The sequence below is a fragment of the Saccharopolyspora sp. NPDC045839 genome, from assembly GCF_056431645.1.
The window spans coordinates 131082-154412 of record NZ_JBWKKH010000023.1 but is presented as its reverse complement, the minus strand read 5'-3'; the positions used below and the strand labels follow the sequence as shown (position 1 = coordinate 154412).

The 23331-nt window shown below is 73.5% G+C and carries 15 protein-coding genes; 5 read left to right on the top strand and 10 right to left on the bottom strand.

What is annotated here, in order from left to right:
• Positions 1–379 precede the first annotated feature (379 nt).
• Positions 380–2002 (bottom strand): thiamine pyrophosphate-binding protein, encoded by a 1623-nt coding sequence (locus tag AC07EQ_RS28330; RefSeq protein WP_478390919.1) that lies wholly within the window; start codon positions 2000–2002, stop codon positions 380–382.
• A 376-nt stretch (positions 2003–2378) separates the two neighbouring features.
• On the opposite strand from AC07EQ_RS28330, the gene AC07EQ_RS28325 reads away from it, so the two are divergent.
• Entirely contained in the window at positions 2379–3254 is an 876-nt protein-coding gene (locus tag AC07EQ_RS28325; RefSeq protein WP_478390910.1) for an alpha/beta fold hydrolase, read from the top strand.
• On the opposite strand, the gene AC07EQ_RS28320 is transcribed toward AC07EQ_RS28325, so the two are convergent.
• From AC07EQ_RS28320 to AC07EQ_RS28280, 9 genes are all read right to left on the bottom strand, one after another.
• Positions 3251–4687 (bottom strand): DHA2 family efflux MFS transporter permease subunit, encoded by a 1437-nt coding sequence (locus AC07EQ_RS28320; protein WP_478390909.1) that lies wholly within the window; start codon positions 4685–4687, stop codon positions 3251–3253. The genes AC07EQ_RS28325 and AC07EQ_RS28320 overlap by 4 nt on opposite strands.
• Entirely contained in the window at positions 4680–15080 is a 10401-nt protein-coding gene (locus AC07EQ_RS28315; RefSeq protein WP_478390918.1) for an amino acid adenylation domain-containing protein, read from the bottom strand. Before AC07EQ_RS28315 ends, AC07EQ_RS28320 begins: the two co-directional genes overlap by 8 nt.
• Positions 15081–15376: 296 nt before the next feature.
• Positions 15377–16153 (bottom strand): ABC transporter ATP-binding protein, encoded by a 777-nt coding sequence (locus tag AC07EQ_RS28310; protein ID WP_478390908.1) that lies wholly within the window; start codon positions 16151–16153, stop codon positions 15377–15379.
• Positions 16150–17169, bottom strand: coding sequence for a FecCD family ABC transporter permease (locus AC07EQ_RS28305; protein WP_478390907.1), 1020 nt, complete (start codon positions 17167–17169; stop codon positions 16150–16152). The genes AC07EQ_RS28310 and AC07EQ_RS28305 overlap by 4 nt, the downstream gene beginning before the upstream one ends.
• A complete protein-coding gene (locus AC07EQ_RS28300) occupies positions 17166–18125 on the bottom strand; it encodes a FecCD family ABC transporter permease (RefSeq protein ID WP_478390917.1) in 960 nt (319 codons plus the stop codon). Before AC07EQ_RS28300 ends, AC07EQ_RS28305 begins: the two co-directional genes overlap by 4 nt.
• A 68-nt stretch (positions 18126–18193) precedes the next feature.
• Positions 18194–19186, bottom strand: a complete 993-nt coding sequence (locus AC07EQ_RS28295) for an ABC transporter substrate-binding protein (RefSeq protein WP_478390906.1) — start codon at positions 19184–19186, stop codon at positions 18194–18196.
• A 97-nt stretch (positions 19187–19283) separates the two neighbouring features.
• Complete coding sequence (locus AC07EQ_RS28290) at positions 19284–20168, bottom strand: siderophore-interacting protein (RefSeq protein WP_478390905.1); 885 nt, start codon at positions 20166–20168, stop codon at positions 19284–19286.
• The gene (locus AC07EQ_RS28285) at positions 20165–20383 is read right to left on the bottom strand and encodes an MbtH family protein (RefSeq protein ID WP_478390916.1); all 219 of its coding nucleotides are present in this window, start codon (positions 20381–20383) and stop codon (positions 20165–20167) included. The genes AC07EQ_RS28290 and AC07EQ_RS28285 overlap by 4 nt, the downstream gene beginning before the upstream one ends.
• A gap of 54 nt (positions 20384–20437) precedes the next feature.
• Complete coding sequence (locus AC07EQ_RS28280; RefSeq protein WP_478390904.1) at positions 20438–21574, bottom strand: 3-deoxy-7-phosphoheptulonate synthase; 1137 nt, start codon at positions 21572–21574, stop codon at positions 20438–20440.
• 221 nt (positions 21575–21795) lie between these two features.
• On the opposite strand from AC07EQ_RS28280, the gene AC07EQ_RS28275 reads away from it, so the two are divergent.
• From AC07EQ_RS28275 to AC07EQ_RS28260, 4 genes are all read left to right on the top strand, one after another.
• A complete protein-coding gene (locus AC07EQ_RS28275) occupies positions 21796–22119 on the top strand; it encodes a hypothetical protein (protein WP_478390903.1) in 324 nt (107 codons plus the stop codon).
• Positions 22120–22219: 100 nt separating this feature from the next.
• Positions 22220–22438: a hypothetical protein gene (locus AC07EQ_RS28270; protein ID WP_478390902.1), complete on the top strand. Its 219-nt coding sequence runs from the start codon at positions 22220–22222 to the stop codon at positions 22436–22438.
• Positions 22435–22668, top strand: a complete 234-nt coding sequence (locus tag AC07EQ_RS28265; RefSeq protein ID WP_478390901.1) for a hypothetical protein — start codon at positions 22435–22437, stop codon at positions 22666–22668. Before AC07EQ_RS28270 ends, AC07EQ_RS28265 begins: the two co-directional genes overlap by 4 nt.
• Before the next feature lie 97 nt (positions 22669–22765).
• Positions 22766–23197 carry a putative glycoside hydrolase gene (locus AC07EQ_RS28260; protein WP_478390900.1) on the top strand — a complete coding sequence of 144 codons (432 nt, stop codon included), beginning with the start codon at positions 22766–22768 and terminating at the stop codon, positions 23195–23197.
• The last annotated feature ends 134 nt before the right edge of the window (positions 23198–23331 follow it).

Sequence of the window (23331 nt, the reverse complement as noted above, 5' to 3'; positions counted from 1 at the left end):
GAAGCACTCATCGCCCTGGCCATGCTCGCCCTCGGCGGCCAGCCCCCAACCCTCCCCGGACGCGCCCGAACACCCACGGACCAGTCACAAGAGCCTGAAATTGCGTGAGTTGTCCACAGCCTCCGGCGTGTCGGGATGCGGCACGCCGGAGGCGGGGACATCCGCAGCGGTCAGGGCAGGAGGAGGAGTTTCCGGTGGTTCGGCGGCCTTCCAGGACTTCGTGCGCCCGGCAGGCGCCTGGCAGCGGGTAAGTGCCGCCGATGCGGATCTAAGTGGCGGATCCAGCGGTACGCCATCAAGCCCCACGCGTCGTGCCGCGGCAGAGTTGCCGATTTCGCGCGAAATCGCCGCCGGTGTCAGGCACCGGGCTCCTTTGGGATCAGCCGGGCAGGTGCGTGGGTGCGAACATGCGCGGATTCGCTTGCAGCACCACGACGTTCGGGCCCGGCTCCGCCAGCGCGGCCGCGAGGTCCCGCTCCAGATCTTCCGGCGTCGACCTGCGCGCCGGGACTCCGAAGGACTCCGCGAGCGCGACGAAATCGGGGCGGGCGAGCTCCGTCCCGAACGTCGCCCCGAAGGCGTCGGTCATGTACTCGCGCAGGATTCCGTAGCCGCCGTCGTCCACGATCAACCAGGTCGCGTTCGACCCCAGCTGCCGGGCCGTGGCCAGCTCGCTGATGCCGTACATCGCGCCGCCATCACCGGAAACCGCCAGCACCGGCCGCTGATCGCCCAGCGCGACGGCGGCGCCCAACGCGGCGGGGAACCCGTAGCCGAGCCCACCGGCGCCCTGCGCCGACTGCATCGCGCCCGGGACGCGCGCATCGAAAGCCGACCAGGCCCAGTAAGCGAGGATCGTCATGTCCCAGAAGCTCGGCGCGTCGTCGGGCAAAGCGGCGCGAATCGCCGCGACGAGCGCGCGTTCGGCGCCCAGGTCCTGGCCGTCGAGCCGGTGCCGGATCTTCGTCAGCAGCTCGCCGACGCGCGCTTCCGCCGCGCCGTCGGGTTCGTGGGCGGAGACCGCCGAAGCCAGCTCCTCCAGGGCGAGCCGCGCATCGGCGTGAATGCCCAGCGCCGGGACGTTCGCCTCCAGCTTGCCCGGGTCCGCTTCGACCTGGACGACGCGCCCGCGCGGCCGGAATGTGTGGTAGTTGCTGGACAACTCCCCGAGTCCGCTGCCGACCACGAGCAGAACATCCGCGTCGGCCAGGAAGTCCGTGGTGTGCTGATCCTCCAGCCAGGACTGCGCCGACAGCGGATGCAGCCAGGGGAACGCGCCTTTGGCGCCGAAGGTCGTCGCGACCGGGGCGCGCAGCTTCTCGGCGAGTTCCAGCAGGGCGTCTTCGGCCCCGGCGCGCACAACTCCGCCGCCCGCCATGATCACCGGGCGCTGCGCGCGATCCAGATCGGCCGCCGCGGCGCGGATCAGCTCCGGCCGTGGCGCCGGCAGTTGCGGCGTCGCGGTCAGCCCGGTCACGGGCGGGACATCGACCTCGGCCAGCAGGACGTCCTGGGGGATCTCGACGTAGACCGGGCCGTGCGGCGGGGTGAGCGCGACCTCCCAGGCGCGGGCGATCGCGCTCGGGATCTGCGACGGATGCCGGGCCGTTCCGGCGGATTTCACGACCTGCGCCACGCACGCGCGCTGGTCGGGCAGTTCGTGCAGGAAACCCCGGCGCGGGCCGCCCAAACCGGCCGACGGGACCTGGCTACCGATGACGACCACCGGGATCGAGGCGGATGCCGCTTCCTGCAGCGCGGCGAGGCTGATCAGCGCGCCCGGGCCGGTCGACACCAGCAGCGGCGCCGGACGACCGGTGGCACAGGCGAAACCCGCCGCCGCGAACCCGGCGTTGAGCTCGGTCCGGAATCCCGCGTACCGCAGGCCGGACCCGGCCAGGGCCTGGAAGATCCCGAGCGCGTGCTGACCGGGCTCGCCGAACACGGTGTCCGCGCCCAACGCCGCGAGCGACTCGACGACGAGCGATCCTCCGGTGCGCATCACGCGACGACTTCTCCCTCCGCCACTGCGGCCCTGCCGAACCGCGAAGACGCCCACCATGAAACATCACGAGCTCTACGGGAAACAAGCGTTTCCCACACCGCCACACCTCGTCCGCAATTTCCATTGAAATCGAAGGTTCGATTTCAATGGAAATTGCGGGCGGATCGCCACCGCACCAGATCAAGTTAGGTTACCCTTAACAACGAGGGGGTCGAGTGGACGGCGAAAGCGCAAGGCCCGGCGCGGAATCGCAGCGGACTCCTGGTCCTGGGTGAACTACGTCCTGTTAGGACTGCCCCGCTCTCCCTGCGAACCGCGTTCGGCGCGGGCCCGCCGAACGCCTGGAAGACCAGCGATCTGAGGGGAATCCACCATGGTCGATGCCGCTCGGCACACGCAAGGCGAATCGGACTGGGCCCCCACCCAGGACGGGCGACGGCTGCACGCGATGGTCCTACCCGGCCCGCCCGACGCCGCCACGCCCACCGTCGTCTTCGAGGCCGGCTCCGGCGCCAGCCGGTCCTCCTGGGCCGCCGTCCAGCCGGAGGTCGCCCGCCACGCCCGCGCGATCGTCTACGACCGCTCCGGCCTCGGTCGTAGCGCGCCCGACCGCTCCAACCGGACCCTCCGGCGCATGGCCGACGACCTCAACGAGGTGCTCGACCACTTCGAACCCGGCCCGTTCGTCCTGGTCGGGCACAGCGCAGGCGGCCCGATCGTCCGCCTCGCCGCCGCCGGCCGCCCCGACCGGATCGCCGGGCTGGTGCTCGTCGACCCCACCGACGAGGCCGCCGAAGTGCTGTTCGGCAACCGGTTCCGCCGCGGCGAGCGCTACGCGCTGGCCGCGGGCTCGGTCCTCGCCCGGCTGGGCCTGCTCGGTCTGCCCTTCCGCCGGATGCTCGCCGAACTGCCCGACGACGTGCGCCGCGACTTCGAACGCGAGGGGTTCACCGCGGAAGTCCTGCGCACCCAGCGGCAGCAGGCCCGGACCTTCCTGGACGAACTCGCCGCCTGGCGCGGCGCCGCACCCGACCTCGGCTCCATCCCGGTCACCGTCATCTCCGGCGGGCGCACCGGCAACGGCATGGGCCCCGCGATCCGCGCCGAGGCCAACGCCTCGCACGCCCACCGCGCCGCGCAGTCCCCGCAGGGCCGCCACGTCATCGCGGCACGCTCCGACCACTACGTCCCGTTCACCGAGCCGGACGTGATCGCCGCCGAGATCGCCAAGCTCCTGCAGACCGGCTAACGAGCGCGCGGAGCCGGCTCGGGCGTCGCGGCCGGATCGGGCTTGGCCGACCCCGGAAGCAGGGCGGCGCCGAGCACCGCGACGAGGCAGCAGCCGAGGACCCACCAGAAGGTGTCCGCGAACGCCACCGCCGTGCCGAGGGCTTCCCGCTCGGCCAGCCTGGATTGGAGCACCACGGCGAGCAGCGCGGTGCCCACGGAGCCGCCGACGGTGTTGAGCATGTTCAGCGCGCACGACGCGCCGGGCAGCTCCGGCGGGCGCATCCGCCGGTAGACGGCGCTCATCACCGGGGCGCTGATCATCGCGATGCCGACGCCTCGCACCAGCAGCGCCGAGCCGAGCAGCGCATCCGTGCCGAGCACCGCGAGGTTGGTGAGCGGGGCCGTGCCGATCGTGATGAGCGCGATCCCCGTCAGCACGAGCGTCCGCGTCGCCAGCCGGTCGATGAGGCGGTTGACCACCAGTGATCCCGCGGCGGCGCCGACGCCCTGCGGCGCGAGCAGCAGGCCCGCATCCCACGCCGACAGGCCGCGCCCTTCCTGCAGGTACAGCGGCAGGAGGAACATCGTGCCGAAGACCGAGGCACCGAGCACCACCAGCGCGAGCGCGGCCGCGCCCAGCGGCGGCCGGGCGAACAGCCGGGGATCCAGCAGCGGAGTCCGGTCGGTCCGCAGCCCGTGCCGCACGAATCCGGCGAGCATGCCCACGCCCAGCACCGCCGCGCCCAGCGCCACCCCGATCGGCATGGAGCGCGCGCCGACCTCGCCGAGCCCGAACACCAGCATCGCGATTCCCGGCGAGAGCAGCGCCGCGCCGACGAAGTCGAACGGCTCCCGCCGGGTGGCCGGCGGATCCGCTGGAACGCACCGCAGCGCCAGCGCGAGCGCGACGATCCCGATCGGCAGGTTGACGTAGAACAGCCACGGCCAGTCCGCGACGCCGAGGATCGAGCCGCCGATCAGCGGCCCCAGCACCGGGGACAGCAGCGGCACCACCCCGACCACGCTGATCACCCGCCCGATCCGGCCGGGACCGGCGGCGCGGGCCAGCAGCGCCTGACCGGTCGGCGGGAGCAGCCCGCCGCCGAGGCCCTGCAGCACCCGGAACACGATCAGGCTCGTCGCCGACCAGGCCAGCGCGCACAGCGCCGAGCCCAGCAGGAACAGCGCGACCGCGGCGAGCCAGGTGCGCCTGCCGCCGAACCGGCCCGCCAGCCAGCCCGACGCCGGGACGGCCGTGACCACCGCCAGCAGGTACGCCGTGGTCACCCATTGGATCTCGGTGACCGAGGCGTCGAAGTCGGCGATCAGCTCCCGGATCCCGACGCTGACGATCGTCGCGTCCAGCGTCGCCATGAACGTGCCGAGCACCAGCACGAACGCGGTGCGCCACAGCGCCGGGTCGATGCGCTCGCGGGTGGCCGCCTCAGCCATCGGTGCTCCGCAGCTGCCCGACGAATCCGGCCGCATCGGAGTCGAGCCCGCCCGCGAGCCCGGCCAGCGCGCCCAGCAGTTCCCGGCTCAGCGCCCGGGCTTCCGCCGCGGTGATGGCTTCGGGCCGGTAGCCGAGGACGCCGGACCAGCCGTCGCCGTCCGGCACGACAGTCAGCGTCACCGGGTGGTGGGTCGCCTCGCGAAACCGGGTGCCGGTGACCGTGAGCCCCGGCGCGGGGTGGCGCAGGCGTTCGGGGTCGGCCGGATAGTTCTCGAACACCACCAGGCTGTCGAACAGCCTGCGGCGGCCGAGCAGCCGCTCCAGATCGGGCAGCGCGACGTGCTGGTGATCGGCCATCTCCTGCTGTCGCGCCTGCAGATCGGCCAACGCCTGGCCCACCGTGCCCGCGAAGCGCGCACGCACCGGCACCGCGTTGGCCAGCAGTCCCACGATCTCCTCGACACCGTCGACCCCGGCCGATCGGCCGGAGACCATCGCGCCGAAGCAGACGTCCGCGCGCCCGGAACGCGCCGCCAGCACTGCGGCCCAAGCGCCCTGCAGCAGGGTGTTGGCGGTGAGCCCGCGCACCGACCCGGCCGAGGTCAGCGCCCCGACCAGTGCCGCGGGCACCTCGAACAGCACCGGCTGCGGGAACTCCCGGGCCGTGAGCGCTCCGCCGGCGGCCGCCAGGTGGTCGCCCTCGGGCAGCCCGTCCAGCTCGGCGGCCCATGCGCGGGCGTCGGCGTCGTGATCTCGCTCTGCTCGCCACCGCAGGTACGAGGCGAACGGCACCGGCGCGGGCAGAGCGCTCGGCGCGCTCCCCCGCACCCGCGACGCGTAGTGGGCGAACAGTTCCACGAGCATTCGCGGCGCGGACCAACCGTCGGAAAGCACGTGGTGGCTGGTCAGCACCACCTCGGCCTGCTCGGGCGACGTCCGGATCACGGTGAGCCGCAGGGGCGGCCCGGCCGCGAGGTCGAACGGTTCCGCGAGATCCGCAGCCAGCGCTCGTTCCACCGCCCCGGGATCCACTTCGACCAGCCTGCGGTCCGGGCGCGGGTCGGCGGGGATCACCTGCACCGCCCGGTCGGGCGGGAACACCGCGGCCAGGTTCGGGTGCCTGCGCACCAGGTCGCCGCATGCGGCGTGCAGCGCGTCGACGTCCAGCACACCCGTGATGGAGAACGTCGATTGCACCGTGTAGGGGTCGGCGGCGCCGTCGGCCCGGTCCCGCGAGTGCCGCAGCATCAACTCCTGCAGCGGCCCGAGCGGGAGCACGTCCGCCACGCGGCGCTCGGACTCCAACCGGTCGATCGCGGCCTGGTCGAGGTCGACCATCGGGAGGTCGGACGGCGTGAGCCCGGCTCCTGCGGCCGCGCCGGGATCGGCGGCGACGGCCAGCAGTTCCGCGCGCAGGTGCTCGGCGAGCCCGGCGATCTCGCCGTCCGCGAACACCTCGCGGGGCCAGCTGAGCCGGACGCCGAGCGCGACGCCGTCGCCGTCGTCGCGCGCCAGCGCGTTGATCATGAGCTGGTGGTCCAGCGGGAGGCCTTCCCCGCCGCCGGAGCCGAACGGGTCCGCGTCGGCCGGGCGCCGCCAGGCCGCGTCCTCGCCACCGCCGGTCGGATAGGTGCCGAGGTAGTTCCAGCTGATCTGCGGCCGGATCGCCGGGACCGCGCCGGCGAGGATGCCGTACCCGAGGCCGTCACCGCTCGCGTGCAGCTGTTCCTTGACCGACTTCAGCTCCTCCGCCGTGCCACCGACGGGCAGCGCCACGCGTGCGGGGTGGATCGCGGTGAACCAGCCGACCGTCTGCGACAGGTCCACCCGGCCGGACCGGTCCGGGGTGTGCGGCGGCCTGCCGTGGCTCTCCAGCGAGACCACCAGGTCCGCCGCTTCCCCGCGCCAGGCCCGCACCGCCCGGGCCAGCGCGGTGAGCAGCACCGGGTCCGGCGTGCACCGGTACGCGGCGGGCAGCGTGGTGAGCAAGGCGCGGGTGGATTCCGGGTCGAGCCGGATCTCGTGGTGCACCAGGGATCCGGCGGTGTCCCGCGCCGGGTCCAGCGACTTCGTGCCGAGCGGCGCCGCTGGTGCATCGGCGATCCCCCGCCAATGCGGCAGCTCCGGCCGTCGCGCCTCGACCGCCGTGCGCAGCGACCGCGCCCAGCCGAGGAACGATTCCCCGTACCGGGGCAGCTCCGGTGCCGTACCCGCGGCGGCCGTCTCGTGCGCCTGGGCGAGGTCGTCGAGCAGGATCCGCCAGGACACCCCGTCGACGACGAGGTGGTGCGCGAGCAGCACCAGCCTGCCCAGCTCGCCGGGCCCCCGGTCCAGCCAGAACGCGCGCACCAGCGGCCCGGTCCACGGGTCCATCCGGGCCTGCGCCTCGAGGATGTGCGCGTCGAGCAACGGGCGCGGGTCGTCGTCGACCGACGCGGTGACGCGGGTGAGCACATCGGCGCCGGTCACCGCGCCGGGCTCGGGGATGCGCAGCACCGGCTCCGTCCCGTCGACCGGCTCGACGAGGTGGCCGCGCAGCGCGTCGTGCCGGGCGAGCACGGCGTCCAGCACCGCTTGCCAGGTCGCCTCGTCGCCACCGGCGGGGACGCACACCTCCATCCACTGGCAGAACCCGGATGCGGCCGTGCCGTGGCGCAGCAGGTCGCGCATGACCGGCGTCAGCGGGACGTCCCCGGAGGCCGGAGCCGCCGCGCGGGCCTCGCCGTCGACTTCGGCGAGGACCGCGATGCCCGCCACGGTGCCGCCCTCGAACACGTCGCGCGGGCTCACCCCCAGGCCGCGGCGCCGGGCGCGGGAAACCACCTGCAGCGCCACGATGCTGTCGCCGCCGACTTCGAAGAACCCGTCGTCGAGGTTGATCGCGTCGGTGCCGAGCACCTCGCGGAAGATGTCCAGCAGCAACGCCTCGGCGGGTGTTGCGGGCTCCCGCGAGGCCGCCGCCGGGCCGGGCGCGGGCAGCGCCGCGCGGTCGAGCTTGCCGCTGGTGTTCAGCGGCAGTGCGGTCAGCGGGAGCAGCGCGGTCGGCACCATGTAGTCGGGCAGCTGGGCGGCGAGGTGCTCGCGGAGCAGCGCGGCGTCGAAATCGGCGCCGTCGGTGGGGATCACGTAGCCGACCAGCCGCCGCTGCCCCGGCTCGTCCTCGCGGACGATCACCACGCACGCGCGCACGTCCGGGTGCCGGGTGAGGGTGCTCTCGATCTCCCCGAGCTCGATCCGGAACCCGCGGATCTTGACCTGGTGGTCGACGCGGCCGATGAACACCAGCTGCCCGTCCGGCCGCCACCGCACCAGGTCGCCGGTGCGGTAGGCCCGCGAGCCCGGCGGGCCGAACGGGTCGGCGACGAACGCCGCCGCCGTGAGGTCCGGCCTGCCGATGTAGCCGCGGGCCACGCCCGGGCCGCCGAGGTACAGCTCGCCGGTGACGCCGACCCCGACCGGCTGCAGGCCCTCGTCCAGCACGTACGCGCGCACGTTGGGATCGGGGCGGCCGATCGGCAGCGGCCCCGCGTCGTCGGGGTCGTACCGCCAGGTCACCGCGTTGATCGTGACCTCGGTGGGCCCGTAGCAGTTGAACAGCGCGCGCCGGTCGCCCCAGCGCCGCGCCAGCGCGGGGTCCAGCCGCTCCGCGCCGACCATGAACATCACGCCGGGGTCGACCTCGGCGTCGTCGGGCATCGCGGCCAGGAAGGACGGCAGCAGGTTCAGCGCCGTCACCCGGTGCTCGGCGACGTAGTCGAGGATCTCGTCGCCGGGGATCCGCACCTCCTCCGGCGCGATCACCAGCGTGCCGCCGGAGAGCAGCGGCATCATCGTCTGGAAGAACGCGACGTCGAAGCTGGTCGAGGCGAAGTGCAGGTAGCGGTCGCGCTCGGTGATCCCGAACGTCTCCTCCTGCAGCGCGACCAGGTCCGGGATGCCGCGGAGGGGCACCGCGACGCCCTTCGGCCGGCCCGTCGTGCCGGAGGTGTAGATGATGTAGGCCAGCGCGTCCTCGGTGAGGCCGCGGCGCGCGTCCGCCGGGTCGGCGTCCCACTCGGCGGGGCCGTCCGGCGCGGCGCCGTCCAGCGACAGCACCCGGAGATCCGCGGGCAGGCCGCCGTCGAGGCCGGCCAGCACGTCCGAGGTGGTCACGGCCGCTGCCGGGACGACATCGCCGAGCAGGTAGGCCCGCCGGTCGGCCGGGTAGCCCGGGTCGACCGGGACGTACACCGCGCCCGCCTTGAGCACGCCGAACAGCGCCACGACCTGTTCCACGTCCCGGCCGAGCAGCACCGCGACCGGGTCCTGCGGGCGGACGCCGGCGGCCAGCAGCGCGTGCGCCAGCCGGTTCGCGCGCCGGTCCAGCTCGGCGTAGCCGAGCACCCGGTCGCGGCACACCACGGCCTCGGCGTCGGGTTTGCCGCCCACCCACTTCGCGAACCGCGTCAGGACGCTGCCGTAGTCGTGTGCGGGCACGGCCCCGGTGCCCGCCGCCAGCAGGTCATGCCGCTCGGCGGGTTCCAGCATCGGCAGCCGGTCGACGGGCCGGTCCGGGTCGGCGACGAGTTCCCGCAGCAGCGCGAGCAGCCAGCGGCCGTAGTCGCGGACGGTCGCTTCGTCGAACGCGTGCGACTGGTAGCCGAGCCCGATGACGATCTCGTCCTCGGGGATGACGACCACGGTCAGCGGGTAGTGCGTGGCGTCGGTGATGTCGACGCCCGCCAGTTCCAGGCCCGGCGCGAGCGGCGTGCGCTGCCTGCTGGAGAGCGGGAAGTTCTCCATCACGAGCATCGTGTCGAACAGCTCGCCCGCGCCGACGGTGCGCTGGACGTCCGGCAGGCCCACGTGGTGGTGATCGGCGAGGGCGACGCTGCGTTCGTGCACGTCGGCGAGCAGCCGCGCGGCGGTGTCGCCCGCGGCGTGCCGCACCCGGACCGGGATGGTGTTGCCCAGCTGCCCGATCATCGCGGCCACGCCGTCCACGTCGGCTGGCCGGCCCGACACGGGGCAGCCGAAGACCACGTCGCGCCGACCGGTGAGCCTGCCCAGCAGCACGCCCCACGCCGTCTGCAGCACGGTGGTCAGGGTGATGCCCCTGGCCTGCGCGAAGGCGCGCAGTTCGGCGCTGAACCCGGCGCCGAGCCCGATCGCGACCCGGCCCGGCCGGTCCACCCGGGACGCCGGGTTCGCCGGTGCCAGCCGGGTTCCCTCGTCGATCCCGGCCAGCTCTTCCTGCCAGGCTCGCAGCGCGGCCTCGCCGTCCCTGCGGGCCAGCCAGTGGAAGTACTCGACGAGCGGTGGCGCGGTCGGCACCGGATCGCCGCCGCCGAGCTCGGCGTAGATCGCGAGGAGGGTCCGCCCGACCAGCGGCATCGACCAGCCGTCGAGCAGCGCGTGGTGGTTGGTGATGAGCAGCCGGTGCTCGGTCTCGCCGAGCTTGCACAGCAGGAACCGGATCAGCGGCGGCCGCGCCGGGTCGAAGGGGCGCTCGAGCTCCGCGCCGGCGTGCTCGGCGAGCGAGCGCTCCCGCTCTTCCGGAGAACAAGCCGACAGGTCGGCCTCGCGCCAGTGCAGGTCCACGTCCGCGGGCACGACCTGCACGACCTCGCTCGCCGCGGTCGTGTCCAGGTAGACCCGCAGCGCGGGGTTGCGGCGCAGCAGTTCCGCCGCCGCGCCCGCCAACCGCTGCGGCTCCAACGCGCCGGCCAGGTGGGTCATCGCCTGCACGACGTACACGTCGGCGTCGGTATCGGCGCGCACCATGCTGTGGAAGGACAGCCCGACCTGCAGCGGGGTGGCGGGCAGCACGTCCGCGATCGGCCGGGTGGCCTGCAGCGCGTCGACACCGGCTTGGTCGAGGTTCACCAGCGGCAGATCGGAGGGCGTGAGCCCGCCTTCGCCGGCGCCGAGGCCGTTGGCGTGCGCGGCCAGCGCGTCCAGCGCGGTCGCGAACGCGCGCTGCAGCTCGGCCACGTCGTCGGGGGTCAGCACGAGCCCGGCGGCGGTCCACTCGACGGCGAGGCGGGGCGCGTCGGCCTCGTGCACGAAGCAGTTCAGCGCCAGCACCTGCTCCAGCGCCTTGTCCGGCGGTTCCAGCACGGCGAACGGGTCGCCATCAGGCAGCCGCCAGCCCCCGCCCGGCAGCGGGGCGAACCGGCCGAGGTAGTTGAGCAGCACGTCCGGCGGCGGTGTCGCGCCGAGCTCGGTCCGGGTCTCGGGGTCGAGGTGGCGCAGCACGCCGTAGCCGATGCCGCCGTCCGGGATCGAGCGCTTGGCCTCCTTCGCCGCGCGCAGCAGCCGCCCGGCCGCCGGGCCCCCGGCCAGCGCTTCGGCGAGGTCCGCATCGGCGGCCACCGCATCCGCCGGCACGCGGACCGGGTATTCGCTGGTGAACCAGCCGACCGTGCTGGAGAGGTCCGCGCCGTCCACGAGCGGTTCCCGGCCGTGCCCCTCCATCGTGACGGTCGCGGCGTCGGTGCCGGGCCGCACGGAACGGAGCGCGAGCACCAGCGCGGCCAGCAGCACCTCGTCGACCCCGGCGCGGTAGGCCTCCGGCAGCGCGGTCAGCATGGCCGCGGTGGCCTCCGGCGTGGCCGTGGTCGTGCTCCGGAATCCCGTCTTGACCGTGTCCAGCCGCTGGTCCAGCGCGCGGTTGCCGAGCCGGACCGCGGCTTCCGCCGCCCGGCGCCAATCCTCGAACTCGGCGCGCCGAGCCCCCTGCTCGCCCTGCTCCGCCAGGAGCGTCGCGTGCCGCCGCCAGGACGTGCCTGCCGGGGAGAGCTCGGCCTTCGTGCCGTACGCCGCGGCCTGGCACGCTGCCTGCAGGTCCGGCAGCAGCACTCGCCAGGACACGCCATCGACGATCAGGTGATGGGCCAGCACCAGGAGCCGGTCGGGCATGCCCGCCTCGGTGCGCACCAGCGCCACCCGGAGCACCTCGCCCGCGCGCGGATCCAGCTCGGCCGCCAATTCCTCGGCGATACCGGCGATATCCGCCGAACTCGGCACCTCGCGGACGACGCGTTGCGCGGGCACCGCCCCGAGCGGGCGCACGGTCAGCGCGTCGGCGCTCTCGGCGCGCAGCCGCAGTGCGTCGTGCCGGTCGAGCACGGCCTGGACGCCGACGACGAGGTCTCCCATCGCGAGGCCCTCGGGCACGTGCAGCGCGGTCCACTGCGCGTAGCCCGCCACGACGTCGACGTCCGGGTGCGGGTCGAGCAGTCCACGGACGATCGGCGGCGCGGGCACCGGCCCGGTCGGGTCGTCCGGAACCTGCGCGGGCGCGTCCGCGATCTCCTCCGCCGAGGCCGCGAGCGCGGCGAGGGTGCGGCGCGCCAGCAGGTCGCGGGGCCGGAGGTGCAGGCCGTGCGCGCGGAGCCGGGCGCTGACGGTGATCGCCGAGATGCTGTCGCCGCCGAGGCCGAAGAAGTCCTCGTCCACCCCGACCTCGTCGGCGCCGAACACCTCCGAGACGACCGCGCAGAGCAGGCGCTCGCGCTCGGTGCTCGGTGCGCGGCCGGACTCGATCCGCGGCGCGGGCAGCGCCGCCCGGTCCAGCTTGCCGTTGATCGTCACCGGCAGTTGGTCGAGCAGTACCACTGCCGACGGGACCAACGCGTCCGGCAGCCGCTCGGCGACGGCGGTGCGCACCGCCTCCGGAGTGAGCGATGCCCCGTCCGACGGCACGGCGTAGCCGATCAGCCTCGGCCGCTCGCCGTCGGTGTTCAGCACGGCCGCCGCCGCACTCACCCCGGCGACCGCGGCGAGCGCGGCTTCGACCTCGCCGATCTCGACCCGGTAGCCGCGGATCTTCACCTGCCCGTCGCCGCGCCCCAGGTACTCCAGGCCGCGGCCGGGCACCCAGCGGGCGAGGTCGCCGGTGCGGTAGGCGCGGTCGCCGGGCGCGCCGAACGGGTCGGCGACGAACCGCTCGGCGGTGGTCGCGGGCAGGTTCAGGTAGCCGCGGGCGAGGTGCGGCCCGGCCAGGTACAGCTCGCCGATCGCGCCCGGCGCGACGGGCCGCAGCGCGGCGTCCAGGAGGTAGATGCGGGTGCCCGCGAGCGGCCGGCCGATGGTCGGTTCGGCCCCGTCGATCACCGCGGCGGTGGCGTCCACGGTCGCCTCCGTCGGGCCGTACAGGTTGCGCCCCGGCACCGGCGACCCGGCGACGCGCTGCCACAGGGCGCCCGGCGTGGCCTCGCCGCCGAGCACGAGCAGCGACGGCCGGTGGTCTTCGGCGTCCAGCAATCCCGCGTCCACCAGCGGCGCCGCCATCGACGGCGTGGTGTCCACGACGTCGATCCGGTCCTCGCGGTAGGCGGCGAGCAGCGCGTCGGCGTCCTTGGCGAGCTCGACGTCGTAGAGGTGCGTCTCGTGGCCGCACAGCAACCAGAGCAGCTGGTCGAGGGAGGCGTCGAAGGCGAAGGAGTAGGTGTGCGCCGTGCGCAGCCGCCGCCCCGCCTGCCGGTGCGCCTCGGCCACGACGGTGCTGCGGTTGTGGTGCAGGAGACCGGCGAGCGCGCCGACCCGGCCCAGCACGCCCTTCGGCCGCCCCGTCGAGCCCGACGTGTAGATCACGTACGCGAGGTGCTCGGGGTGCCGCGGCGCGGCCAGCTCGTCGTCCGCCAGCGGGATACCGGCGTAGCCCGCGAGTTCGGCGGTGAACTCCGGGGCGTGCAGTGCCACTCCCGGCACATCGGCGTCGAGCCCGGTTTCCCCACTGGTGAGCAGCAGGGCGGGGCGAGCGTCCGCGAGCAGCTCGCGCAGCCGTTCCGGCGGATGCGCGAGGTCCAGCGCCAGGTACGCGGCGCCCGCGTCCTGCGCCGCGAGCAGCGCCACGACCAGGTCGACCGAGCGGGGCAGTGCGAGCGCCACCACGTCGTCCGGGCCGATGCCCCATGCCCGCAGTGCGCGGGCGAGCCGGTGCACCCGCGCGGCGAGGTCCGCGGCGGACAGCCTCTCGGAGCCGTGCACCAGCGCGGTCCGCTCCGGTTCCGCGGCCGCGAGCTCGTTCAGGGCGGTCGGGACGTCGACCGGTTCGCCCGGCAGCGCGGGCGCCGACCACTCGGCGAGCAGTTCTTCCCGCAGGGCCGGTGCCACCAGCTCCACCTGCCCCACGGCCGGGGCGTCATCGGCGGTGAGCTGCGCCAGCAGCCCGCGCAGTGCGGCGAGCCTGCCGTCCACATCGGACTGGGTGTTGGTGCGCGCGTCCACCTCGAAGCCGAGCAGCAGGCCGCCGTCGGCGGTCGGCAGCACGCTCAGCCCCAGGTCCTCCGGCGGCCCGCCCGCGATGTTGCGCATCACGCCGGTCGCGCCGCCGAAGTCGATGGTCAGGTCGAACGCCTTGAGGTTGATGCCCCGGCCGTGCAGCAGCGCGCCGGCACCCGGCGCGGCGAGGTCCTGCGGCAGGTTCTCGCCCCGGTAGCGCTGGTGCCTGCGCATGTCGCGCATCGCCTTGGCCACCCTGCGGCTGAGTTCGGGAAGCCGGTCGCCGCCGCGCACGGGCACCCGCAGGGGCAGCACGTTCACCGCCATCCCGGGGGTGCGCAGGCCGGAACCGAACCGGCACATCAGCGGCAGCGCGAACACCACGTCCGACTCCCCCGACACCCGGTGCACGAACGCGGCGTAGCAGGCGATGAGCACTTCGCCCCAGCTGGTGCGCGCCGCCTCGGCGACCGCGTGCAGCCTCGCCACCTCGTCGGCGGACAGGACCGCACGCGCGATCAGCGTCTCGTCCGCGGGCCCGGCGGGCTCGTCCACCGCGGTTGCCGGCTCCGGCAGCGGGGTGAGCACGTCGCGCCAGTAGTCGCGGTCCGCCGCGAACCGCTCGCCGGCGAGGTACTCCCGGTCCGCCTCGACGAGCTCGGCGAACCGGCCGAACGGCGACGGCGAGACCTCGACGCCCTGCACGCGGGCGGTGTAGTGCTCGGCGGTGCGGCGCGCCAGCATCGCCGCGCTGTAGCCGTCGAACACCAGGTGGTGGCCGAGCTGCGTGTACCAGACCTCGCGGTCGGAGAGCCGCAGCACGGTCCGGGTGTAGAGCCTGCGGCCCACCATCTCCCGGCATTCCGCGGCCAGCCGCGCGCGTTCGGCCGCGATGTACGCCTCCGCGGCGGCCGCCGGGTCGGCCTCGGCCCGCAGGTCCACGATCTCGGGCAGTTCGGTCGGGCCTTCGTCGATGTACTGGCGCGGCCCCTCCGGGGTCTCGAACACCCGCAGGCGCAGGCTCTCCGCCTCGTCGGTGGTGGCCCGCACCGCGTCGGCCAGCGCGTCCACGTCGATCGGGTCCGGCCCGGAGAGCTCCACCACGTCGCCGACGACGTAGTACGGCGAGTCGGGCTCGAGCCGCTGCGCGTTCCAGACGCCGAGCTGCGCGCGGGTCAGCTCCATCGCCTCGGGAGTGCGGGACTCGATGCTGGCAGTGCTCAACGCGGGCTCCTGGGGATGACAAGACCAAGGTCATCGTTAGCTTAGGCTAAGCTAAGGCAATCTCAAGCAAACGTCACGCCGATCTCACCCGGACTCGGCGACCTGAACCCGGTCCCGCAGTTTCAATTGAAACTGCGGTCCTTCGGCGCGTCGGGCCACAACGCGCCGAAGGCTGTGGACAACTCCCGCAATTTCAATGGAAATCGAAGATCCGATTTCCATTGAAATTGCGGACAGGCCCGGGGCGGCGTGCGGGGTCAGGGTTTTGGGACGACCATCGGCGTGCCCGTCAGGGGGTCCGGGACGACGATGCTGGGGAGGTCGAAGACCTCCTCGAGCAGCGTCTCGTCGACGATGTCGGCGGCGGCGCCCTCGGCCACGACCCGGCCGTCCTTCATCGCCACCAGGTGATCGGCGTAGCGGCAGGCCTGGTTGATGTCGTGCAGCACCGCGATGATCGTGCGCCCCTCGTCGCGCAACTTCGCCAGCAGCGTCAGCAGCTGGTACTGGTGCGCGATGTCCAGGAACGACGTCGGCTCGTCCAGCAGCAGGTAGGGCGTCTGCTGGGCCAGCACCATCGCCACCCACACCCGCTGCCGCTGCCCGCCGGAGAGCTCGGCGACCGGCCGCTCCGCCAGTTCGGCGACGCCCGCGGCGGCCATCGCCTCGGCGACCGCCCGCTCGTCCTCCTCCGAGGTCGCGGCGAGGAAGGACTGGTGCGGGAACCGGCCCCGGCCGACCAGCTGCTTCACCCGGATGTTCTCCGGCACCGCCGGGTCCTGCGGCAGGAAGCCCAGCGAGCGGGCGAGCTCCTTGGTCGGGTACGACCCGACCGGCCGGCCGTCGAAGTTCGCCGCGCCCGAAACGGGCTTCAGCAGCCGCACGAACGCGCGCAGGAGGGTCGACTTCCCGCACGCGTTCGGGCCCACGATGGCGGTGAACGCGCCGTCCGGGATGTCGAGGCCGAGGCGGGTGGAAACCACCCTGTCGCCGTAGCCCAGGGTGAGTTCCTGCGCGCTCAGTCGCGAGGTCATGCGCGCTCCACCTCCTTGGTGAGCAGCCAGATCAGGTAGCAACCGCCGATCGCGGTGCTCACCACGCCGACCGGGAGCGACACCGGCGCCAGCAGCATCTGCGCGATCAGGTCCGCGGCGAGCAGCAGCACCGCGCCGGTGAGGGCGGCGGGCAGCAGCGGCACGCCGGCGGCCTTGGCCAGCCGCCGCCCGATCTGGGGCGCGGCCAGCGCGATGAACACGATCGGCCCGGCCACCGCGGTCACGGTCGCCGTGCATCCGACGCCGACCAGCACCAGCAGCAACCGGTGCCGGTGCAGCGGAACACCGGTGGCCACGGCGACGGAGTCGCCCAGCGCGGTCTGGTGCATCGCGTGCGCCTGGGTGGCCAGCAGCACCAGCAGGCCCAGGATGATCGCGAACGGCAGGTACACGTCCGCCCAGTCGATGCCGTTGAGCGAGCCCGCGCTCCAGCCGACCGCGGCGATCGCCACCTCCAGCTCGGCGCGCAGCACGATCCAGGCGTTCACCGAGGTGAGGATGGCGTTCATCGCGATGCCGACGATCACCAGGCGCAGCCCGGAAAGCCCGCCCTTGGCCGAGAGCAGGTAGATCACCGCGGCGGCCAGCACCCCGCCGAGCACCGAGCTCCCGGCCAGCTGCGCGGAGGTCCCGGACAGCACGGTGATCGCGAACAGCGCGCCGGTGTAGGCGCCCGCGTCGAGGCCGATGACGTCCGGGCTGCCCATCGGGTTGCGGGTGATGTTCTGGAAGATCGCCCCGGCCACCCCGAGCGCCGCACCGAACACGATCCCGGCGAGCACGCGCGGCAGCCGCCACTGCGCGACGACCACCGTCCAGTCGCCGGTGCCCGCGAGCGCGGCCAGCACCTCCCCCGGCGTCAGCCAGGAAGCGCCGAAGCACAGCCCGAGCAGCGACAGGCCGAGGATCAGCACGATCAGTGCGGCGGCGAGCAGGACCGTCCGGCGCGGCAGGCGCAGCGCCCGGCCGCGTGCACGCACCACGATCGCGTTCATGGCGCCACCGACCCGTATCGCCGGACCGCCCAGATCAGCACCGGGCCGCCGAGGAAGCCGGTCACGATCGCCACCGGCACCTCCCCCGTCGGCAGCAGCACGCGGGCGCCGACGTCGGACAGCAGCGTCAGCACCGCACCCAGCACGGCGGTGTAGGCCAGCTGCCAGGGGACGGAGCCGGGGGCCATCCGGCGGGCGAGGTGCGGCACGATCAGCCCGACGAACAGGATCGGCCCGGCCAGCGCAGTCGCCGCCCCGGTCAGGACCGTGATCACGACCAGCGTCGCCACCCGCACCCGCGCCACGCGCGTGCCGAGGGTGCGCGCGACGGTCTCGCCGAGCTCGATCGCGTTCAGGGACCGGGCGAGCAGCATCGCCGCGACCAGCGCCATTCCGATCGCGACCAGCGGCACTCCCAGCGGCACCTGCTCGCGACCGGCCAGCGAGCCCACCGCCCAGAAGCGGTACTGGTCGAAGACCTCGGGGTTCAGCAGGCGCAATCCGAGCGACAGCCCGGACAGCACCGCGCTCAGCGCCACGCCCGTGAGCACCAGCCGCAGCGGCGACCGGCGCCCGACCGCGTAGACCAGCAGCGCGGCCAGCACCGCGCCCACGATCGCCGCGAGCAGCTCGCCGAGCTGGGAAACCGCCACCCCGAGCGCGGAGCCGACCGCGACGGCGAAGCCGGCGCCCACGGTCACGCCGAGGATGCCGGGCTCCGCGAGCGGGTTGCGGGACAGGGTCTGGATCAGCCCGCCCGCGACGGCCAGCGCCGCGCCGACGCTGATGCCGAGCAGCACGCGCGGCACGCGGACGTCCCAGATGATCAGGTGCTCGGACGAGCCGTCGAAGGCCACTAGCGCTTGCAGCACCTCGGCGGGTCGCAGCGACTGCGCGCCGATGGCGATGCCGAGCACGGCCGCCGCCGCGAGGGCGACGGCCGCTCCCAGCAGCATCACCGCACGGCGCCCGGTCGCCCCGGGCGCCGTGCCTTCTCTCGTTGAACTCACGCGGCTGCCGGAGATCACTTCGCCAGCAGCGGGGCGAACGCCTGGTCGATCGCGTCGAGGGCGCGCATCGCCTCGGGGTAGGTCGCCGCCTCCGTGTAGCGGATCGGGAAGGCCTTGCCGGCCTTGACCGCGGGCAGGTTCTTCCACAGCTCCGAGTCGAGCACGTACTGCACCGCCGGGGAGACCGTGCCGTCCGGCTTGACCGAGTAGGTGATCGCGTCGGCCTCCGCGAACGCGGCGGGCAGCTCCTCGATGGACGGGTACTCGCTGACGTCGCGGGAGCCGCCGCCCTTGACCTTGACGTCGCCGTAGTAGTCGCCGCCGATGTCGTTGATGACGCTGGTGCCCCACGACTTGTCGAACTCGCGCTGGAAGTTGCCCTTGGCCATCTGGCCGTAGGAGCCGACGTGCCCGAGCTTCAGCCCCGGCAGCACCGGCTGGTACTTCTGCTTCAGCTCGGCGGCCTTCGCCTCGTACTCCGCCTTGGCGGCGTCGTAGTTCTCCAGCGCGCCTGCGGCGTCGGCGTACTTGCGGGTGAGCTCGCGCCACTCGGCCGGGTTCTTCGGGCCGATCGCGACGACCGGCGCGACCGCCTTGAGCCGCTCCACGTCGACGTCGCCGAGCACCGGGATTGGCACGCCGATCACGATCAGGTCGGGCCGCGCCTTGGCGATCGCCTCGTAGTTGGTCTCCGCCGCCGACTCGCCCGCGACCTTGTCCAGCTTCTCGTACGTCGCGAGGTCTTCCGGGGTGAACATCGGGACGCCGCGCGCCCAGGCCGAGACGCCGACCAGCGGGGCGTCGGCCTCGATCAGCGCCGGCACCGCGTACCCGGTCGCGATCACGCGCTGGGGCTTGGCCGGAATGGTGATCTGGCCGTTGTCCGCGGCGAAGACCCGGGTCTGGGCATCCGCGGTCGTGGCGGAGCCGCCCGCCCCGCAGCCGGCGAGACCGGCCGCGGCGACGACGAGGGCTGCGACGACCCCGAGAGACCGAGCTGAACGCATTCGTGTGTCCTTGACTAGAGGTTCATTTAGGGTTGGCTAACCTTAATCGGCGGTCCGCGGCGTCCACAAGAACGATCTGCCGCAACCGCTCACCCGGTCACGCCTCGTGGTGGTGGTGGTGGTGATGGTGGTCGTGGTCGTCGTCGAAGTCCGCGATGCCGCGCTTCCAGTAGCCCGTGACGTCGTAGTCGCGCTTGTCCAGCCCCAACTCGCCCTTGACCCAGCGGCGCAGCGGCTTGAGCACGCCGGCCTCACCCGCCAGCCACACGTACAGCCGCTCGCCGTCGAGCACGGGCACCGACCGGACGGCGCTCTCCAGCGCGTCGCACGTGCCCGGTGGCTTCGGCCCCCGGTGCAGCCACCGCACCTCGACGTCCTCGGGCGCGGACAGCTCGATCTCCTCGTCGGCTTCGGCGACCTCGATGAACGCCCAGCCCTTCGCCGTGCGCGGCAGTTCCTCCAGCCGGCGCGCGATCGCGGGCAGCGCCGTGATGTCGCCGGCCAGCAGGTAGCGGTCGTAGGTGTGCGGCACGATCAGCCCGCCGGGCGGGCCCGCCACGTGCATGACGTCGCCGGGCACGACCGCGCGCGCCCAGTCCGAGGCGAGACCGCCGGGGTGCAGCACGATGTCGATGTCGATCTCGCCCGCGACGGGGTCGTACCGGCGCACCGTGTACTCGCGCGACGTCGGGGACGGCTTGGGCCAGCGCAGCAGCAGCCCGTTCTGCTCGGGCAGCCGCAGCCTGCCGTCCGGGTCCGGGAACATGAGCTTGACGTGCTCGCACGGCGAGTGCGCCTCGAAGCCCTCGGTGCCCGGGCCGCCGAGCGTGACGCGCAGGAGCCCGGCCCCGATCATCTCGGTCCGCACGACCTCCGTCTCGCGGATCCGGATCGGGTAGCCCACCTTCTCCGCGTGCCGGCCTTCCCGGACCTGGGCGATCCGGTCCAGGTGCCCGATCCGCTCCGCCTCCGCGCGCGTCATGCGGCCCCCTCCCCCATCGCGATCCGCAGGCTCTTCGGCCGCAGGTCGGTCCAGTTCGCCCGGATGTGGTCCAGGCAGGCCTCGCGAGCGGCCGGGCCGAACACCTGCCGCCAGCCCGCCGGGATCTCGGCGAACTCCGGCCAGAGCGAGTGCTGTTCCTCGTCGTTGACCAGCACCAGGAAGGTGCCCTCCGGGTCGTCGAACGGGTTCATCAGGACTTGCTCACCTCTCTCGAATAGTGCTTGACGCCGCCCGGGCCCGCAGACCGCTCACAGCCCGGCCGGCCGGGTCCGGGGCCGCACCGGCGCGATCCGCCTGCGGCGCGCCGCCTCCGCGAGGACGTCCAGGCAGTGCGCGGTGGCGGGCCAGTCCAGGCAGCCGTCGGTGACGCTGACCCCGTAGCGCAGCGGCCTCGCGGTGATGTCCTGGTTGCCCGCCTCCAGGAAGGACTCGATCATGACTCCGAGCAGGCCGCGGTTGCCCGACGCGACCTGCGCCGCCACGTCCTCGACGACGCCCGGCTGCCGCCGGTGGTCCTTCCCGCTGTTGCCGTGCGAGGCATCGACCACGACGCCCGCCCCGACGCCCGCGGCGCGCAGCTCGTCGAGCGCCGCGCCGACGGACGCCGCGTCGTAGTTGGGCCGCGCGCCACCGCGAAGCACGACGTGGCAAGCGGAATTGCCCGCGCCGACGACCGCGGACGGGGCGCCGCCGGCGGCCAGCGCCGGGAAGGTGTGCGGTGCCCGCGCGGCTCGCACCGCGGCGATCGCGACCTCGACGTCCCCGGTCACGCCGTTCTTCATGCCGACGGGCATCGGCAGCGCCGACGCGAGCTGCCGGTGCGGCTGGGAGGCCACCGTGCGCGCGCCGAGCGCGCCCCACGCCACCAGGTCGAGCACGTACGGGGCGAGGAACGGGTCCACGAACTCGTACGCCAGCGGGAGGCCGGAATTCGCTGCGCGCACGAGGAATTCGCGCCCGATCGCCAGCCCCTCGGCCAGGTTCTCCCGGCCGGCCAGGTGCGGATCGTGCAGCAGGCCCTTCCAGCCGACCGAGGTTCGCGGCTTCTCCAGGTACGCGCGCAGCACCACCAGCAGGTCGCGGTCGTGCGCCGCGGCGGCGGCCGCCAGCTCGTGGGCGTACCGCAGCGCGGCGTCCGGGTCGTGCACGGAGCACGGTCCGACGATGACCAGCAGCCGGTCGTCAGCGCCGTCGACGATCTCCCGCACGGCTCGGCGATGCCCGGCCACCTGGGCGCGCAGCCGTTCGCCTCGCGGGAAGCGCCCGGCCAGCTCGGCCGGGGTGGGCAGCGGCCCGAGGACCCGTGCCGAGTCGTCCGGCCACGCCAGGGCGAGCGGTTCGTCCGCGATGGCGGGCAATTCGAGGGGTACCGCGGGTCCAGCCATGCCGGCGAGCTCCTCCTCCGTCGTGATTCCCGAAGCGGCCGGCGCCGGGAGCACGAAACCCAGCCGACCACTTGGGTTAGCCTAACCTAATCAAATCGGGCGTAGGGCTCAAGTGATCTAGGGAACAGCACTGCGCGAAAAGGATCATCCAGACGCGGACGGGCACGCATCGCGGCGGGCCGGGGCTTCCACGCTCCCGATCACTCGACGAGACTGAGCGCATGCCACCGCAAGAACTGCTCGCGAGGCCGCAATGGCGACGAACCGGCGACACGCGCTTCCCGGTGGCCGCCACCGTCGACGGCCGGTCGTGGGTCTTGCGGCTCAACAGCTTCCCGGATCATCCGCTGTGGACCCTGTTCGTCGACGGCGCGGCGCGCTTCGACACCGACAGCACGCCGCCCACCTGGGGAAAGCCGTTGGACCAGGCGTACCCCGCACTGGCCGCCGCCACCGCGGAGGAAATCCTCGCCCCCGTCCGGGACTTCGTGGCCTACGGCAGCGAGGCCGGCACCCCCTGCGACGACCCGTTCTGCTGCGGCTGAAGCCCGGTCCCACGAACGCGCGCGCGGTTCACTCCGCGCTCCTCGGCCGGATCGCGGGGCAAATCCGCTGCCCGTTCTTCCCTGCCCGCAGACAATTCCGGTGGTCCCGGTCACCGCGCTGATAACTTCGGCCGCAGCGATCGAGTTCGCGGACGGCGTTCATCCGATCCCGGCAACGATCGCAGGTTCATCCGAAAGACCGCCGCCGCGCCGGATCCCGGTCAACCGCGAGACTGGAATACCGGCGCGCGCCGGCGGCAATCCATGGCGGGAATGCGCGTTCGGCATTTTTCCCGGGCAAAGGAAGGATCAACTGTGAAGAAGCTCATGGCCGGTGCCCTCGTCGGGTTCGGCATGCTCGTCGCCACCGCGACGTCCGCGACCGCCGCACCGGCCGAGTGGTACTACACCGGCTACTGGTACCACACCGCGGCAGCCTGCGAGCAGGGCTACCAGGACATGGTCGGCGGCCCGGGCAGCCCGGGCGTGGACCTGCCGCACGAGTGCAGGCCGGTGAACGGCGTTTACGAGCTGTGGCGGATGCGGTGACGGCTCGCGCCTGACCGAGCACCCGGAGCGGGGGCGTCCGGCGAAAGCCGAGCGCCCCCGCTCTTCCACCGGGGCGATCCGAGCGGCACTGCGACGAATGCGTGAACATCGGCGAATCCCGCTCGCCCTTGCCGCGAACGGCGCGGAGCAGTCGCCACTGATCAAGGCGACGCCCGACCCCGGCAACAACGGCGTGCGGGTGTCCTGGCTGGACGACAAGCCGGGGCAGTTCTACCTCCAGACCGCGAACCAGCGGGACTCGATCGACCTTTCATCCTATGTGGACAACGGGGGCGCGCTGGTCTTCGACGCGGTGCTGCACGCGCCGCCGCCGGACGACACCACGAAGATCGCGGTGCACTGCCAGTACCCGTGCGTCGCCGAACTGCCCGCCACCTCGCTGTTCGCCGGGCTGCCGGTGGAGAAGCGGGCCGCGGTGAAGATTCCGCTGTCCTGCTTCGTGTCGGCAGGGCTGGACCCGAGGAAGGTCAACACCCCGTTCGTGGGTCGACAGGAATGCTTCCGCTGATCGGCGCGGGAATCGTCGGGTCTGTCCCTCCGTTCCCCGGTGCTGTCCCGCTGGTTTTCCGGTGGCTGCCCCGCCCCGCGGGGTAGGGCTGTCCCCCAGGCCGGACCTGTTCCCGGGCTCGTCCCGCGCGCCTT

Coding starts and splice junctions, on each gene's coding strand:
- AC07EQ_RS28310 (WP_478390908.1), bottom strand. CDS start 16,153: ATGACCTCGCGACTGAGCGCGCAGGAACTCACCCTGGGCTACGGCGAC.
- AC07EQ_RS28320 (WP_478390909.1), bottom strand. CDS start 4,687: ATGGCTGAGGCGGCCACCCGCGAGCGCATCGACCCGGCGCTGTGGCGC.
- AC07EQ_RS28315 (WP_478390918.1), bottom strand. CDS start 15,080: ATGGAGCTGACCCGCGCGCAGCTCGGCGTCTGGAACGCGCAGCGGCTC.
- AC07EQ_RS28305 (WP_478390907.1), bottom strand. CDS start 17,169: ATGAACGCGATCGTGGTGCGTGCACGCGGCCGGGCGCTGCGCCTGCCG.
- AC07EQ_RS28275 (WP_478390903.1), top strand. CDS start 21,796: ATGCCACCGCAAGAACTGCTCGCGAGGCCGCAATGGCGACGAACCGGC.
- AC07EQ_RS28300 (WP_478390917.1), bottom strand. CDS start 18,125: ATGCTGCTGGGAGCGGCCGTCGCCCTCGCGGCGGCGGCCGTGCTCGGC.
- AC07EQ_RS28290 (WP_478390905.1), bottom strand. CDS start 20,168: ATGACGCGCGCGGAGGCGGAGCGGATCGGGCACCTGGACCGGATCGCC.
- AC07EQ_RS28325 (WP_478390910.1), top strand. CDS start 2,379: ATGGTCGATGCCGCTCGGCACACGCAAGGCGAATCGGACTGGGCCCCC.
- AC07EQ_RS28280 (WP_478390904.1), bottom strand. CDS start 21,574: ATGGCTGGACCCGCGGTACCCCTCGAATTGCCCGCCATCGCGGACGAA.
- AC07EQ_RS28330 (WP_478390919.1), bottom strand. CDS start 2,002: ATGCGCACCGGAGGATCGCTCGTCGTCGAGTCGCTCGCGGCGTTGGGC.
- AC07EQ_RS28260 (WP_478390900.1), top strand. CDS start 22,766: ATGCGTGAACATCGGCGAATCCCGCTCGCCCTTGCCGCGAACGGCGCG.
- AC07EQ_RS28295 (WP_478390906.1), bottom strand. CDS start 19,186: ATGCGTTCAGCTCGGTCTCTCGGGGTCGTCGCAGCCCTCGTCGTCGCC.